At 42.2% G+C, this 15,985-nt stretch carries 12 protein-coding genes and 1 pseudogene; 5 read left to right on the top strand and 8 right to left on the bottom strand.

Going from position 1 to position 15,985, the window contains the following annotated elements:
- Positions 1 to 10: 10 nt before the first annotated feature.
- The 3 genes and pseudogenes from pstB to PI95_RS13795 all read left to right on the top strand — a co-directional run bounded on the left by pstB (position 11) and on the right by PI95_RS13795 (position 8,068).
- Positions 11 to 790: a phosphate ABC transporter ATP-binding protein PstB gene (gene pstB, locus PI95_RS13805; RefSeq protein WP_039747707.1), complete on the top strand. Its 780-nt coding sequence runs from the start codon at positions 11 to 13 to the stop codon at positions 788 to 790.
- 388 nt (positions 791 to 1,178) lie between these two features.
- Positions 1,179 to 4,010, top strand: a pseudogene (locus PI95_RS13800) (esterase-like activity of phytase family protein); the annotation flags it as partial.
- Positions 4,011 to 4,114: 104 nt separating this feature from the next.
- Positions 4,115 to 8,068: a phytase gene (locus PI95_RS13795; RefSeq protein WP_039747703.1), complete on the top strand. Its 3,954-nt coding sequence runs from the start codon at positions 4,115 to 4,117 to the stop codon at positions 8,066 to 8,068.
- Between the two features lie 119 nt (positions 8,069 to 8,187).
- On the opposite strand, the gene PI95_RS13790 is transcribed toward PI95_RS13795, so the two are convergent.
- The 4 genes from PI95_RS13790 to PI95_RS13780 all read right to left on the bottom strand — a co-directional run bounded on the left by PI95_RS13790 (position 8,188) and on the right by PI95_RS13780 (position 11,442).
- A complete protein-coding gene (locus tag PI95_RS13790; protein WP_039747701.1) occupies positions 8,188 to 8,463 on the bottom strand; it encodes a ribbon-helix-helix domain-containing protein in 276 nt (91 codons plus the stop codon).
- A gap of 52 nt (positions 8,464 to 8,515) precedes the next feature.
- On the bottom strand, positions 8,516 to 8,650 hold the full coding sequence (locus PI95_RS36805; protein WP_268896771.1) for a hypothetical protein: 135 nt from the start codon (positions 8,648 to 8,650) through the stop codon (positions 8,516 to 8,518).
- Positions 8,651 to 8,655: 5 nt separating this feature from the next.
- Positions 8,656 to 9,858: a tetratricopeptide repeat protein gene (locus tag PI95_RS13785; protein WP_039747700.1), complete on the bottom strand. Its 1,203-nt coding sequence runs from the start codon at positions 9,856 to 9,858 to the stop codon at positions 8,656 to 8,658.
- Positions 9,859 to 10,107: 249 nt separating this feature from the next.
- Positions 10,108 to 11,442: a P-loop NTPase family protein gene (locus tag PI95_RS13780; protein ID WP_039747698.1), complete on the bottom strand. Its 1,335-nt coding sequence runs from the start codon at positions 11,440 to 11,442 to the stop codon at positions 10,108 to 10,110.
- Between the two features lie 426 nt (positions 11,443 to 11,868).
- Between PI95_RS13780 and PI95_RS13775 the strand changes: the two genes are divergently transcribed.
- Together PI95_RS13775 and PI95_RS13770 are read left to right on the top strand one after the other, a co-directional pair.
- Complete coding sequence (locus PI95_RS13775) at positions 11,869 to 13,542, top strand: outer membrane protein assembly factor BamB family protein (protein ID WP_052325227.1); 1,674 nt, start codon at positions 11,869 to 11,871, stop codon at positions 13,540 to 13,542.
- A 734-nt stretch (positions 13,543 to 14,276) separates the two neighbouring features.
- The gene (locus PI95_RS13770) at positions 14,277 to 14,507 is read left to right on the top strand and encodes a hypothetical protein (protein WP_201280443.1); all 231 of its coding nucleotides are present in this window, start codon (positions 14,277 to 14,279) and stop codon (positions 14,505 to 14,507) included.
- A gap of 2 nt (positions 14,508 to 14,509) precedes the next feature.
- On the opposite strand, the gene PI95_RS13765 is transcribed toward PI95_RS13770, so the two are convergent.
- From PI95_RS13765 to PI95_RS13750, 4 genes are read right to left on the bottom strand one after another with little or no spacing between them, the layout of a single operon-like run.
- Entirely contained in the window at positions 14,510 to 14,662 is a 153-nt protein-coding gene (locus tag PI95_RS13765; RefSeq protein WP_163518873.1) for a hypothetical protein, read from the bottom strand.
- A 1-nt stretch (position 14,663) separates the two neighbouring features.
- Entirely contained in the window at positions 14,664 to 14,972 is a 309-nt protein-coding gene (locus tag PI95_RS13760; RefSeq protein ID WP_039747694.1) for a hypothetical protein, read from the bottom strand.
- Positions 14,973 to 14,984: 12 nt separating this feature from the next.
- Positions 14,985 to 15,545 (bottom strand): hypothetical protein, encoded by a 561-nt coding sequence (locus PI95_RS13755; RefSeq protein ID WP_039747692.1) that lies wholly within the window; start codon positions 15,543 to 15,545, stop codon positions 14,985 to 14,987.
- Positions 15,545 to 15,856 (bottom strand): hypothetical protein, encoded by a 312-nt coding sequence (locus PI95_RS13750; RefSeq protein WP_039747690.1) that lies wholly within the window; start codon positions 15,854 to 15,856, stop codon positions 15,545 to 15,547. The genes PI95_RS13755 and PI95_RS13750 overlap by 1 nt, the downstream gene beginning before the upstream one ends.
- Between the last annotated feature and the right edge of the window lie 129 nt (positions 15,857 to 15,985).

Genomic DNA, 15,985 nt, shown 5'->3' with positions numbered 1-15,985 from the left:
ATAGCCAAAAATGAATAAATTAATCCCAGCCATTAGAATCAAAAATCTGAGCTTTTTCTACGGCACTACAAAAGCCTTAGAAGCAGTGACAATGGATATTCACCAGAATAAAGTAACTGCAATTATTGGTCCTAGTGGTTGTGGTAAATCGACTTTTATTAAATCCATTAATCGCATTAGTGAATTAGAAGGTAAAGTGCGGGTAGAAGGTCAAGTAGAATTTTATGGTCAGAATATTTATGAGCGTCGCGTTAATTTAAATAGATTACGCCGGCAAATTGGAATGGTGTTTCAAAAGCCGAATCTTTTTCCGATGAGTATTTACGATAATGTTGCATATGGATTGAGAATAGCCGGATTGAATTCCAAAGCTCAATTAGATGAAATTGTCGAAAATGCCATCAAAAATGCTGCTTTGTGGGATGAAGTGAAAAATAAGCTGCATAAATCAGCTTTGGGACTTTCTGGAGGACAACAACAGCGACTTTGCATCGCTCGTGCTTTAGCTGTCAAGCCAAAAGTTCTTTTGATGGATGAACCTTGTTCGGCTTTAGATCCAATCGCGACTATGAAAATTGAAGAACTCATCGATAGTTTGCGTGGTGAGTTGACAATTGCAATTGTCACTCACAATATGCAGCAAGCTGCTCGTGTTTCTGATTTTACAGCTTTCTTTAACACCGATGAAAGTCGCATCGGTCAAATGGTAGAATTTGGAGTCACAAGTCAAATTTTTGGTAGCGCTCTTGATGAGCGCACCCGCGATTACGTTTCTGGACGTTTTGGTTAAGTAGTAAGCACGGAGAGTGCTTAATTAAGCGTTTAAACACTTACTATAACAAAAGCGATCGCCTAACTTAAATACATTATTTAAACACAGGCGATCGCCTTAGTTACGTACATCCTTATTTAGAAAAAATACTGCTTTTAATCCAAACATTTCTTTCTCTTAACCTACGTGTGAGAACTTTGAGACAAGTGTAATGAAAGCTTATTTCAAAGTTACACGTTTTGACGAAGAGTGTATTTTATCACATTATCAATTCAAAAAAGCTAGTTCGAGCTTAATTTTTTACTGTTATTTTTAACTTAGATGAACCACATCGCATAGAAGAATGCAAAAGTAAGAATTCGTATTTTTGGCAAATATTATTACCACAAAACCAGGGAAAAAACATATGTCAAACGTAACACTTAAAGGCTTTGCTACGTTACCAGCCGATACATTTGCTGATAATCTCCCATCCGGTAGTACTATTACAGGTGATACCAACGGACGCACCATTCCCTTTCCCGGACAACCGATTCAAGGTTTTAGCGGAGTTCAGTTTGCTGACAAAAATACCTTCTGGTTTATGCCTGATAATGGGTATGGTGCTAAAACAAACAGTTCTGATTTCCTTTTAAGAATCTATCGCGTTAACCCGAACTTTCGAGGTATAGAAGCAGGTGACGGTAGCGTTAATGTTTTGAACTTCATTCAGCTAGCTGACCCGGATAAGAAAGCTGATTTTAAGATTGTTAACGAAAATACGACAGAACGCTTACTTACTGGTGCAGATTTTGATATTGAATCTTTTGATTTGGCGAAAGATGGTACAATCTGGATTGGAGATGAGTTCGGTCCTTATTTGTTGCACTTTGATGCTACAGGTAAATTGTTAGATGCGCCTATTTCTACGCCTAACTTTGCTCAACTCAACACTTTAAACGGAAAAGCACCAATTGTCATCGGTCATCGCGGTGCAAGTGGCGATCGCCCAGAACATACTCTCGCTTCCTACAAATTAGCGATCGAGCGCGGTGCTGATTTTATTGAACCAGATTTGGTATCAACTAAAGACGGCGTTTTAATTGCTCGTCATGAAGTCAATATTAAAGATACCACCGATGTAGCAACTCGTCCAGAATTTAGCGATCGCTTCACAACTAAAATTATCGATGGTGTTGCCGAAACTGGTTGGTTTGCTGACGACTTTACTTTAGCAGAAATTAAAACTCTACGAGCAAAAGAGCGTCTTGACTTTCGCGATCAATCTTACAACGGGCAATTTGAAGTTCCCACTCTTCAGGAAATCATCGATTTTGTTAAGCAAGTTGAAACAGACACAGGTAAGAAAATCGGTATCTATCCAGAAACCAAACATCCGACTTATCACGATTCTGTCGGACTTTCTTTGGAAGAACCGTTAGTTGATATCCTGAAGAAAAACGACTTCACCGATCCAAGTCGAGTTTTTATTCAATCGTTTGAAGTTGGAAATCTCAAAGAACTTAACCAACTCATTGATGTACCACTGGTACAATTATTAGATGCAACCGATGTTGCTTTAGATGGTACACTAATTGAGAAGCAGCCTTATGATTTTGTGGTAAGTGGCGATTCTCGCACTTATGGCGATTTGCGGACTCCCGAAGGTTTAAAGGAAGTTGCAACTTACGCTGATGGAATTGGTCCCTGGAAGCGGATGATTGTTTCGGTGAAAGGAACTGATGCTGATGGTGATGGGAAAGCGGATGATATTAATGGTGATGGTGCAGTTAATGATGCTGATAAAACCACTTTACCACCAACATCTTTAATTACAGATGCTCATAACGCCGGGTTATTAGTACATCCGTACACCTTCCGTAACGAAAATGTCTTCTTAGCAGCAGATTATCAAGGCAATCCGGAACTGGAGTTTCAGCAGTTTATTAAGTTAGGTGTGGATGGCTATTTTACCGACTTCCCCGGAACCGGAGATAAAGTTAGAGATCAAATTGCTGGGGATAAAGTGCGATCGCCTAATAATCCTGATGTGCTTGCTGGTACTGCTGTCTCTAACCTAGCTGCTTCTAAAGGTTTTGAGGGTATGGCAATTAATCCTGACAAAACCAAATTATATCCTTTATTAGAGGGTTCTGTTGTCGGCGATCCGGCAAATGCTTTGCGAATTCATAAATTTGATATCGCAAGTCAACAATTTCAAGGTTTGGTTGGATATTATAAATTGGAAGACCAGAATAATGCGATCGGCGACATGACCGTTATCAACGATAATGAATACTTGGTGATTGAACGTGATAACGGACAAGGTGACACCGCTAAATTCAAGAAAATCTTTAAAGTTGACTTCTCCCAAAAAGATGCAAATGGGTTTGTTGCTAAAGAAGAAGTAGTTGACTTGTTGAACATTCAAGATCCGAATGACTTGAATCAAGATGGTAGCACCAGCTTTAAATTTCCCTTCCAAACCATCGAAGATGTTTTGGTACTCGATGAAAATACCATCTTAGTTGCCAATGACAATAATTATCCCTTCTCTGTAGGTCGTCCTCCCGGAATTGATAACAACGAAATCATCCAACTACAGCTTGACAAACCACTCAATTTAGATCCGCGTGTCGGTCTTGCTGGATTGAGCTTACCAACATCGCGTCTTAATGGTGGTAATGAAGATGATACCATTAACGGTACTTCATCTGACGATTTATTAGATGGTGGTGAAGGTAACAACACACTTTACGGTAACGAAGGTAATAACATCTTTCTTGCTAAAGCTGGAAATGATGTTGCTTACGGTGGTGCGGGGAATGATGTCTTCTTTTTGGGCAATGGTAATAACTCTGTTTACGCTGGTGAAGGTAAAAATCGGGTTGTTACAGGAACTGGCAATGACATTATATATGCAGGTGCGGGTGATGACACTATATCTACAGGTGCAGGTGATGACTTGATTTATGGTGGTGAAGGTAATAACATCATATCTGCGGGAACGGGTAATGATATAGCTTATGTGGGTAGTGGAAGCGTTCCCGCTTCGGGTTGCCGTAGGCATCGCTTTATTCTTGATGCAGGTGTAGGTGCAGTTACCATCTTCGGTTTCTCTTCTAATGACCAAATTACTCGCGGTAGCGGTTTCTCAAGCAGTAATTTTACGGTTAGTGTTAGTGGTAATGATACCTTACTTAGCGCGGGTAGTGACTTGCTTGCGACGTTGAAGTATGTGCAGTTAAGTAGCTTATGAGTTCGTAGTGAGCGCTTCAGCGCTCAAATAAGCAATAAATTGCTTACTACATCAAACCACAGATAAATCATCTGTGGTTAAAAATCTTACCCCAGAATAAATATATGGTAACTACGAATACAATCCGGTTTTCACAGTTTAACGCATCCTTGAACCGCAACGCTGAAGGTGAATTAATCAGCGATTTATCTACCCCAAATAATCCCCAAGCGAAATCGGTAGCAGAAATTATTCAGCGCACTAATGCAGATGTACAGTTAATTAACGAGTTTGATTACTTTGCAGAAGATCCGCTGAAAGCTGTTGAATTATTTCAACAAAATTATCTTGGGGTGAGTCAAAATGGGGCGACTCCGGTAGAATATCCTTATGTCTACATTGCTCCCTCGAATACGGGTATCGCTTCCGGATTTGATTTAGATAATGATGGGAGGGTAGTTACGAATCCAGCAGAAGCGGGATACGGTAATGATGCTTTCGGATTTGGCAATTTCCCCGGTCAGTATGGGATGTTGTTGCTGTCGAAGTATCCTATCGATACTGCGAATGTGCGAACTTTCCAGAATTTTTTGTGGAAAGATATGCCAGATTCGTTATTATCGACAATTAGCACTCCCGGTTCGGGAATTCCTTGGTATTCGTCAGAGGAACAAGCTGTTTTACGACTTTCTTCTAAAAGTCATTGGGATGTTCCTATCATAGTGAATGGTGAGACGATTCACGCTTTAGTTAGTCATCCCACACCCCCGACTTTTGATGGTACAGAAGACCGTAATGGTAAGCGCAATCATGATGAAATCCGCTTTTGGGCAGATTATATCACGCCAGGAAAGGGCGATTATATTTATGATGATACTGGAAAAAGAGGTGGTATTTCTCAAGCATCGAGTTTTGTAATTATGGGCGATCAGAATGCAGACCCTCTAGATGGTGACAGCTTCGATAATGCGATTCGCCAATTGTTACTAAATCCCAATATCAATACTAACTTTATTCCTACGAGTGAGGGCGGTCCGCAACAAGCGATATTACAAGGTGGTGCAAATCTAACTCAACGGGGAAATTCTGCTTTTGATACGGCAGATTTTGCAGATACTACACCGGGAAATCTCCGAACAGATTATGTTTTACCTTCTACTGATTTGCAAATCGAAAATTCTGGTGTATTTTGGTCGTTAAATACTGACCCGACGTTTTCTTTGGTGGGTACTTTTGATCCGAAACTTCCTGGTGGTTTCCCCTCTTCTGACCATCGTCAAGTTTGGGTAGATTTGCAGCTAGGTGCAACCGAAGCAGGTAAAACCATTTCTAGTGTAGGATATGAAGGACAGAAAGTTTTTCCTACAGGCTTTATTCCTTCTGGTGTAGCGGGAACGGTGAACGGTGTACAAACTCCTGTGGGTGGGTTGTCTGGTGTAACTTACGATGCTGTAAATAAACGCTTTTACGCTATTTCTGATGATAGATCGCAAATTGCACCTGCGCGTTTTTATACGTTTACTGCTGATTCAACAGAAGTGAATTTTACCAACGTTACCACACTCAAAGACGGAAATAACAACTTGTTTCCCCTCAACAGTTTAGATACAGAGGGAATTGCTTTAACCAAGAATAACACTGTTTTTATCTCCTCTGAAGGTGAGGTGAATCCGAGTGTGGGTAGGGTGACGAATCCTTTTATTAATGAATTCTCGCTTTCCACAGGACAGCAAATTCGCTCTTTACCTATACCGAAGAAGTTCCTTCCAATGGTAAATGACACGAATAATAACGGTGTCGTCGATGCGGGTGATATTCAGGTATCGGGGATTCGGAATAATTTGGCTTTTGAAAGTCTGACGATCGCACCTAACCAAAAGACATTGTACACCGCTACTGAAAGCGCTTTATTTCAAGATGGTGCGATCGCTTCTTTAACTAACGGTTCTCGTTCGCGCATTTTGCAATATAATCTGGTTACGGGACAACCTGAAAAAGAATATCTATATAATGTAGATGCGATCGCTGCACAACCAAATCCCCCTACAAGTTCAGCTGATAATGGTTTGGTAGATTTACTCGCAATTGATAATCGAGGTACACTACTCGCGTTAGAACGTTCTTTCTCTGCTGGCGTTGGCAATACGATCAAAATCTACGAAGTCAGTTTGCAAGGTGCAACTGATATCAGCTTTACCGATTCCCTCAACAGTTTGAGTTCTGACCAAGTTGCTGCAATCGAACCTGCCCAAAAGCGCTTGCTGTTAAATCTCAACTCGCTCGACTTGCCTAATGGCACAGATAATATTGAAGGTATCACCTTCGGTCCCAAGTTACCAGATGGTCGTCAATCGATTGTGTTGGTGAGTGATAACAACTTCAGCCAAAGTCAATTTACCCAAGTTCTGACTTTGGGTGCAGATTTAATTCCTACCGCAACACCAACGGTAGAAACTCGTCCTGATTTATTTGACGACGAAACACTACCCATAGACCAACGTGCTGATGCTGACGATCCGGCAATCTACGTTAATTCGACTAATTCAGAAAAAAGCTTGATATTAACGACGGTGAAAAATGCCGGTTTGCGAGTTTACGATTTATCAGGCAACTTGGTACAAGAAGTCAATCCTGGCAATATTCGTTATAACAATATCGACTTGCAGTATGGATTTAAGTTGGGTGGTGAGTCGATTGATATTGCCGTCGCAAGCGATCGCAATAACGATAAACTCGCAATCTTCAAAATTAATCCGAATAATCCCGGTGAATATCTAGAAGACATCACCGATAGCAGCATTGGTACTTTATTCCAAGATTTACCCTTTGAACCTCCTTATTCACCATCAACGCGCAGTGCTTACGGTTTAGCATTATATCGCAGTCCTGTCACCGATGATTACTACGTCTTCACCAATCGCCGAGCAACTGGAGATGTCGCGCAGTTCAAACTAATTGACGAAGGTAATGGTAAGATAGGGGCAGAACGAGTACGCGAATTCACTTTACCTTCACCGACAACTCCCGGACGTTCTCCGCAAACAGAGGGAACAGTCGTAGATCAAGAACTTGGTTTTCTCTACATTGCCCAAGAAGATGTCGGTATTTGGAAGTTTCAAGCTGAACCTAACGGTGGTACAACTGGTACTTTAATCGATCGCGTCCGCTTTGAGGGGGGAAAAAATCTCACCGATGACGCAGAAGGACTAACTATATATTACGGCAAAGATGGTACAGGCTACTTGTTAGCATCCAGCCAAGGTGACAGCACCTTTGCAGCTTACACCCGTGAAGGTAACAACGATTTCTTGGGTAGATTTGCCGTTGGGAATAACGGGTCAATTGATAGTGTACAACAATCTGATGGTGCAGATGTAATTAACGTTCCCCTAGGTGCTAATTTTCCCTTTGGTTTGTTTGTTACCCAAGATGGTAATAATCTCCCAGCAAAGCTTGTCGATGGCGAAAACGTCAAAACTAACTTTAAACTAGTTCCTTGGGAAAACATTGTTAACGCTTTACCCAATGCGTTGACGATTGACACTACCAGCTATAATCCTCGCAATCCCGCTAACTTATTGGGTATTCAAGGAGGTGTCGGAAACGATACACTGTATGGAACTGATAATGATGACACCATTTACGATTTAGGTGGCAATAACACGATTTATGCGGGTGAAGGCAACAATACCATCTACGCACGCAATGGTAATAATACTATATACGCTGGTGCTGGTAATGACATTATAAATGCAGGGTCAGGAAATAACATCATCTTTGCTGGAGGAGGTAACAATACAATTACCTCAACTGGTGTTGATACGATTTTTGCAGGTAATGGAAGCGATCGCTTTATTTTGGGTGAAGGTGCTGGGGTTGCGACAATTATTAAGTTTGATGAAGGCGATGCCTACGGCAACCCGAAGCGGGAACGCATCACTTTAACTGGTAATTTAACTTTCAACAACTTGAACATCAGCCAAAGCGGTAACGACACCCTCATTAGCGCAGGTGCAGATTTGCTAGCAACTCTGAAATATACGCAATCTAGCACGATTACTAGCGGTATCTTCGCTTAGTACAGCATTAGAATCAAGTTCGGATGATTAGTTGTAATATCCCCAGTCACTGAACCCCACCCCTACCCCTCCCCGCTAGCGGGGAGGGGACGTGAAGCGCAGCTTTACGGGGGTGGGGTTCAGTGATTCGGAGAATTATAACTGTAGCGCGATCGCACATTGGCGCGAATTTGAGCCATTGCAGTCACTCTATCAACAACTTCACCCCGCTGCGACGCTTCCCACCCAATGCGTGCTTCTTGTTGCAGGTTTTGCAGTCGTCCTTGATAGATGTCTTCTTGCTGTTCTAGGAGTTTTATGCCTGCAAGAATAACTTCGATGGCATTCTGATACTTACCGCTACTGAGTTGGCGTTGCACCAGGACTTCTACTTCAGGTGGTAGAACGATTTGCATGAATTTTTGGGGGAATTAGGATCAACTTTATTGTAAGCGTTCGCTTTTATGGTCAGATCGGCAATCCACACACAGCAGGCAAAATTTTCGGTGAAGGTGCTGGAATTGCCACAATAATTAAGTTTGATAAAGGCGATCGCATCACTATTATGTCCCCTTTTCCTGCACCCTCTTGACAAATGTGCAATCACTCTAACCTCTTACGAGTGAAATCAGGTTTAATTGCAGTGCTTTATAGTATGATTTGATCGCTTCTTCATCGCGTCCTAATTTCTCTAGCGCATACCCCCGGTTGTACCAAGCTTGGTGGTCATCAGGTTTAATGGAGAGTGCTTGATCGTAGGATGCGAGCGCTTCTTCATCGCGTCCTAATTTCTCTAGCGCATACCCCCGGTTGTTCCAAGCTTGGTGGTAATCAGGTTTAATGGAGAGTGCTTTATCGAAGGATGCGATCGCTTCTTCATAGCGTCCTAAATCTCGTAGCGCAATCCCCCGAAAGTTCCAAGCGTAGTGGTCATCAGGTTTAAATTCCAAAGCTTTGTCATAGGATGCGATCGCTTCTTCATTGCGTCCTAAATTCTCTAGCGCATACCCCCGAAAGTTCCAAGCGTAGTGTTCATCAGGTTTAATCTCTAAGGCTTTGTCGTAGGATGCGATCGCTTGTTTATAATCTTGTCCAGCAGACTGCAATTTTCCCAGGTTAATCAGTAAATCATATTGACGTTCAGGTACTTGATGGTCTTCTGCTATTAATTCTTGATATTTTATTATTTGTTGAGTTCTTTCTTCTGGTGTTAGAGTGAGATATTTTTGATAATCTCCATCCTCGATTATGCGTGATGACTCTTGTGCTAAAGTTTCTGAATCTATAGGGAATTCAAAGAACCCAGAACGCCAATCAAAGAAATCTGGCGCACGTTGAATAAAATATTTAATTGCAAATATCGGTAGCAAGAACACAAAACAGATATTAAAGTTCTCCTTAAACCGTTCTCGCTGTTGGTTAAGGTTAATTAAAACAGGTGGTACACCCTTCCAACTATATGAATATCTATCTATGCTATCCCAACCTGCATAGCTTTTGCACTCTTCATATTCATAAAATGAATGCTCTAATCCTGTAATAAATAAAATATTTATCTTGTTTTTATTATCTAATTTATCAATTATTTCATATAAATTATTAACAGCTTGCTTCAGCCGTATAACTTCGATATTTTTATTAGTAATATCTTCTTTTATTTTGGCAATTAACTGCTCACCCTCAGCCGGAGAACAACGGACAAATAATAAGCCAAAGCCTTCTGTAAAATTCAGCGTGCGGACTAAGGCTTGATATTCTTCATCTCCTTGTGATGGTAAATCTTGATCCCACTTTGTCAGTTCTAATGCCATAATCTTAGCCGTGTAATACCTAATAGCCTGCGTACTGCTTTGCAGTATGTGTAGGGTGTGTTATCGCGGAGCGTAACGCACCAGCCTTTAGTATATGTAAGGTGTGTTATCGCGGAGCGTAACGCACCAGCCTTTAGTATATGTAGGGTGTGTTATCGCGGAGCGTAACGCACCAGCCTTTATGTTTTGGTGCGTTAGCCTTCGGCGTAACGCACGCTACTGGCTAATATTAACCAATGACACAGTGATTTATTTTTCTGATGGATACAGTCGATTAAAGGTATCTTGAAATTCTTTAATTCCCTTAATCAGAGGATGAATATCATACCAAACTTGACTTTCTCCGTCTTCATTTAAATAACGATATTCTAAAATACAGCGATTAAATAATAAGCCTCGGTACAATGCATCGTTTTCTACTTCTTTAGAATGATACACATTTGCCAGAGCTGACCATTCATTAGCAAAAACAGTATTTCGATAAGTATTTCGCAACTCGCTAATTGAACGCTGTAAGGCTCTGGTAGGAATGGGCAGGCTGTTAGTATTTTTAATTGCCTCCTTCATTAATAATAACAAATTTCGCACATGACCTCCACTCATGAGGCATAGTCTTTCTAAAGCTTCCCGCTGCTCAAACATATCTACGATAGATTTACTATAATCTATCAAACTCAGACGTTTTTGCAGTATTTCTATAACTTTATTAATACCGCGCTGATACGGTTGATTATCCGGCGTTTGCACCATAATCATCGGCAATACCTGAGTATTACCATAAGTATTAGCTAAGTCTGTAGCGCGATTAGAATACAACAAAGAAATAGGTACTGTGTAAAGCAAATGGCAATCTAAAGCTTGGAGTTGTTCGCTACGGTCGAGAAAAATTTGGTCGTGATTGCTGCGTCCATCTTCTTGAGGTATAGGTACAATCCGGTCTAAGTTATCAGCAATTAATACAAGTTGAGAATATCCTGAAGGTAAATTATTTTTCGCATCTTGAATAAACTCATTTAAAGCTGTAATCAAAGTAATTGTATGTGGATTGACACGCTCACGAATTTTTTGGCGTTGAGTAGGTTCTGTTCGTAAATTTGCTGTTAATTTGGCAAATTGGGAAATCTGCCCTTCTATACTTAAGCTTTCTAAAGAGACTTCAGTTAATGCCAAATCTTTTAAATCTTGCCAACGATCGCTTAACCAGTTCAACAAACTAGCTGGATTGGTATCTTTTAATTTTTCTAATAAATGACGGGTACAAGCTAAAAGAATATCAGTATATTGGGCATCTTCTGGATCAATATCTTGTTCATCGGCGGGAAAATAAACAACAAAGCAACCTTCCTCATCTAAATATTGCTGAAGACGCAGTAATTCTGTAGATTTTCCAGCACCGCGATGACCTGCATACAGTTGAGAGGTCATTCTGTCTGAATACAAAATCTCTCTACCTACTTCTACTAATATGTCACCTTCTCCCCGCACTTCTGTACAATCAACGTAAGCGGGATCTCCTGCGGGTAAGGGGCGAAATGGGTCAAAAGCATTGTATATCCGCTTTAAAAAGGCAAAATCCTGGATCATAAATCTAAATTTCTCAGGTTAGCGCCATATTATCGCAAACTTACAGAGATAGGTAGAAAATTAAATTGTCACTTCAAGAGGCAGGGGAGCAGGGAGAAGGGGGCAGGGGAGAGACTGGGACGAGGCGTATGTTTCCCCTCCCCAGTCAAGCGTCCTGGAAGGACGGGGCTTGTGACCCATGTTCCGCTTCGCTCCACGCAGAGGGGAAGGGCTTGCTCCCCCTGCTCCCTGCCCCCTTCCCCTCTGCCTCTTCGGTCAGGTGTGTTATTACTCAGAGTAGGGCACAATTGACAAATTACGGTGCGCGATTCTTACGGCATAACACACCCTTACTTTATGGTAGGCTATCAGCAATTATGGCTTTTTTACCAAAACTACAACACAGCCATAACAGATTGTCTTTAGTAGTAGTAGTGGAATTTGGTAATGGTGACTAAAAGTTATTCGTTTTGCCTTCGAGCAGTTGGAATTGTTACAATCGCATCGATACTACTCGTGCCAACGATTGCTAGTCGTGCTAATGATGGTCAGTGGAAGTGGGATGGCGAGTGGAAGTTAGGTGGCGAGTGGAAGTTGGGTGGTCAGAACTTAAACAATACCCGCAATCAAGCGACTGAGAGATATCTCAAACCAGAGAACGTAGCTTCCTTATCCCCCAAATGGGTTTTTACTACAGGTGGTGAGATATCAGCGACACCGGCGGTTGTAGATGGAGCTGTATACCTGCCTGACTGGGCTGGAAACTTGTTCAAGATCGATGCACAGACGGGTGCCCAGATTTGGTCAAATACTATCGCCAACTACATTAATGACCCAAGTATCCCACCAGCGAGCTCGGGCACACCTTACTCAACTATCCCAATAGCGATGTCGCGCACAAGCCCAGCGGTCAAGGGGAACAAAGTGATTATCGGCAGCCAGGGAGGTGCTTACCTGATGGCAATTAACAAAGATACGGGCAAGCTAATCTGGAAGACAAAACTTGACTCTCATCCAACCGCCATTATCACTCAGTCGCCAGCTATTTATGGCAACCGTGTATACGTTGGGGTTGCCTCACTGGAGGAGGGAGAGGCTTTCGTAAATCCAAATTACGAATGCTGCACCTTCCGTGGCAGCATGGCATCAGTCGATTTGACCACCGGAAAGATATTGTGGAAGACCTACACCGTACCGGACAACGGTGGTCTACCGGGTGGCTACTCAGGCGCATCAGTGTGGGGCAGTACACCAGCAATCGACCCCAAGCGAAATTCGGTATATATTGCAACAGGCAATAACAACGACGTGCCCCAGACGGCAAAAGATTGCATCGCCAATCTCTCTTCGCCAACGCCCAGCGATGAGTCGCAATGCCTCGATCCCAACAATCATGTTGACGCGATCATGGCACTCGATCTCGATACCGGCGCGATTAAGTGGTCGAATAAGCTGGAGGGTTACGATACGTGGACTGTTTCCTGCCAGTTTGGCATTGCGCGGAATTGCCCTGACCCCCAAGGAGAGGATTATGATTTCGCCCAAGCACCAATGCTATTTACTGTTAAAAATGCTGGACAACGGCGCGACTTAATCGGCGCAGGGCAGAAAAGTGGTGTCTTTTGGGCGCTTGACCCGGATAGCGGGCAAATCGTCTGGAGCCAAATCGTTGGTCCTGGTGGCACATCAGGTGGAATCCAGTGGGGTTCGGCTACGGATGGTCAACAAATTTATGTCGCGATCGTAAACACCCAATCCCAGGAGTACAAGCTACAACCCTCGGGTGAGACTACCACAGCTGGGTCATGGAGTGCGCTCGACGCAGCGACTGGCAAGATTATCTGGCAAACTGCGGACCCAGCAGGTGCGAAGGATGAGGGTCCAATGACGGTAGCGAATGGAGTAGTGTATGCTGGCTCAATGGCATCAGGGCAAGGCGCGAATAACATGTATGCATTGGAGGCAAAGACTGGTAAAATTCTCTGGGGTTTTAACAGCGGGGGGTCAGTGGTTGCAGGTGCTGCGGTGGTTAATGGTACGGTGTATTGGGGTTCCGGCTACAGCCGCTACGGCAAAGGCACGTTTAATAATAAGCTATACGCATTCACAGTCTCCAAATAGAGAGCAGCGGTAGTACTAAACAAGTAATGATGCATTACATCAAAGTAGATCAGATATCTTCTGTGCCATTTGTCGCTGCAAGTCTTGACAACCCCACCCCGCATTTGAAGAGCGCAAACGCGGGGTGGGGTGTTAGGGAATGAGTGCAAGAGGTCTATTGAATTCGGACAGTCGTTTACTGAATTCGGACAGTCGTTTACTGAATTCGGACAGTCGTTTATTGAATTCGGGCAGCCGTTTACTGAATTCGGACAGTCGTTTATTGAATTCGGGCAGTCGTTTATTGAATTCGGGCAGTCGTTTACTGAATTCGGACAGTTGTTGATTGAATTCGGGCAGTCGTTGATTGAATTCGCTTAACCACCAAGAATTTACATAAAGCCATTCGATATTTTTGTAGTAAATAATTACAAATATACTGAATAATGCGGGTGTCAAGTAACCTTAATTCTGTTTATCCTAGTGCTGTACAGTTCAGGGTAGAAGTCAAAAAGAGGACAAGGGGCAGGGGGCAGGGGGCAGGGGGGAGAACCCCATACATAAATGTATAGGGGCTTGTATCCCTTTTTGCAGGGGAATCCTACAATCTTTCTCCTCTGCTCCCTGCTCCCTGCTCCCCTGCCTCTTCGGTCAGTTTTTATCCTGGCGCATTATTAATAACAGGAAAGTGATTTATGTCACGTCCAAAACGCGGGTCTAAAGTACTTGATAGAGCACAGCGTCGGATTGCGTCTTTGAAATCGATCAGTGCCACCTTAGACTTAGGCAATGGGGTAACAATTGACTCGTTTGCAACCGCCATCAAAACAACCCAAGACAAGTTGGAAGCTTATAACTCAAGCCTCTCCACCGTGGATCTGACTCAGGGAGCCTTAGAACTTGCCGAAAAGTCGCTGATGGAACTAACAGAACATATGTTACTCAGTGTAGCTGCAAAGTATGGCAAGAATCCCCACGCTTATTAGCCTCAGGCAGTAGTTGCGCCAAATACCCGCCGACACCAACTGAGCGCCAAGTCTCCAAAGGTAGGGCGGAAGTTATGGTCTGCGATCGCTAACACCAGCGCACCGATTACCAGAATAATTACAACTACAGACCTGACGGTAATGCGTGATAACATCTTAACCCTCATCCGATTTTTGCTTTGACTTTAGCTCTCCTTTGAGTTCTTTAATTTCACCCAAAAGCCGATTAGCCTTATGGTCAATTTCCTCTTGAAGGGCGTGTATTAAATAATCAATTTGCTCTTTACGCTCGGCATAAGCAGCCATATGCATACCGAAACTAAGCTCATTTGCAGCAATCCGATTATTGACCGTATCCTTTAAATCCTTAATCGTATTGTAAATTGCAGTTTCAACTTGAAATACCCGGTAGATAATTCCAATCAACGCTATAATTCCCAAAATAATATCAAGATTATTTTTCATATATTTTTTAATTTATGCAGTTTTTAACCAAAAGAGAGGACTTTGCGCCGCAGTGATATTACTTGTAATAGCGACATTCGGATATGCAGATGAATAGGATGAAACAACTCTATAACCATTAAAGTTCCCGGCGGCTACAGATGGAAATCCGATTAAATGTGGAATGTTGTTACCAGGACATATAAAACTAGTTGATGATTCATTCGTTGCTAGTGCAATCGCGTACCATCCGGCAGTGAGAAAAAAAGAATTAAAGGTTTCTTTGACCCCAGCAGTAGTAAAAGAAATTTCGCCAAAATCTTTGACTAATGTAGAAGGTAGCCCATTCGTAATTTTATAAATGGCTACCTTAACTTTTTGAGTACTACTATTAACCGTGTTTAAGTGAAATGCAAGACTACTAAAATTTTGATCAAAGGGATTTAAAAAATAGCTGTAGTAGATATATCCAACATTAAGAGTACTTCCTGAAAAGGAAGTAAAAAAACCACTAGAAGCGTAATACTTATTAGGTAAATATCCAGGGTGAATTAAATTTAATGAAGAATTTGGAATATCATTAAATAAAGGCATTATGTAAACTCTCTTACTAACGCCGAACCATTAGCCGCATCCCAAATACCGCTAATAGCACCAGTATAAGTAAATGGAATTTCATAATATCCACCAGCCCCAACCCTAGCAGTAAAAGCAGAAGTGGTGGCAGTCGCACCCAATTCAACATACAAATTAGCAGTTGAATTATTCCAAATAGTTGTCCCCTTCCTGGCAAAGTTTGCAGCTAGAAGAGAAACCGAAGTAGTACTAGCAGCAACACTTGTAGGGGTTGCAGTGCCGCTTGTAGAGGGCGTAACCGTAACTTGAGATGGGTTATATAAAGGCATAATTTTTGTAAATTTACTCGAAGCCTTCTACGAAAGAAAGCTGTGTAATAACTGTGCTGATTGCAGAAACCTTGCCCGTGTAGAGGTTTAATGAGGTGATTTCATAACTCCCGCCATAACCCCTAATAA

Source organism: Hassallia byssoidea VB512170 (genome assembly GCF_000817785.2).
Classification (GTDB): Bacteria; Cyanobacteriota; Cyanobacteriia; order Cyanobacteriales; family Nostocaceae; genus Hassallia; species Hassallia carrinoi.
This window is presented reverse-complemented; position numbering and strand designations above follow the sequence as displayed.